The following is a 266-nucleotide window of genomic DNA, read 5'->3' on the forward strand; positions in this document are numbered from 1 at the left end:
GCCGGCGTGACCGGCTTGTCTTCGCGGATGCGATCGTCCGTGCTGGCCAGCGCCTTCTCGATCAGCGGCATGGACCACTGATAATGCGCGAAGCTCTCTTCCGTCTCGGGGAACAGCATCTGGAACAGACCAAACTCACGCAGGAGATGGAAGGTTTCCAGTGCATAGCCGGACATGAACAGCTTGAGCACTTCCTCGAACATGCGCGCCGGCGGAATCTGCAGCAGCAGCGGGGCCAGTTCGTACATCGGTTCGGCCGTGGCCTC

1 pseudogene is annotated in these 266 nt (G+C 61.3%); it reads right to left on the minus strand.

Annotated elements, in window-relative coordinates:
• A pseudogene (locus R0J88_RS20810) lies at positions 1 to 248 on the minus strand (polynucleotide adenylyltransferase PcnB); the annotation flags it as partial.
• Between the last annotated feature and the right edge of the window lie 18 nt (positions 249 to 266).

The organism is Pseudoalteromonas sp. SIMBA_162, assembly GCF_046535955.1.
GTDB classification, from domain to species: domain Bacteria; phylum Pseudomonadota; class Gammaproteobacteria; order Enterobacterales; family Alteromonadaceae; genus Pseudoalteromonas; species Pseudoalteromonas marina.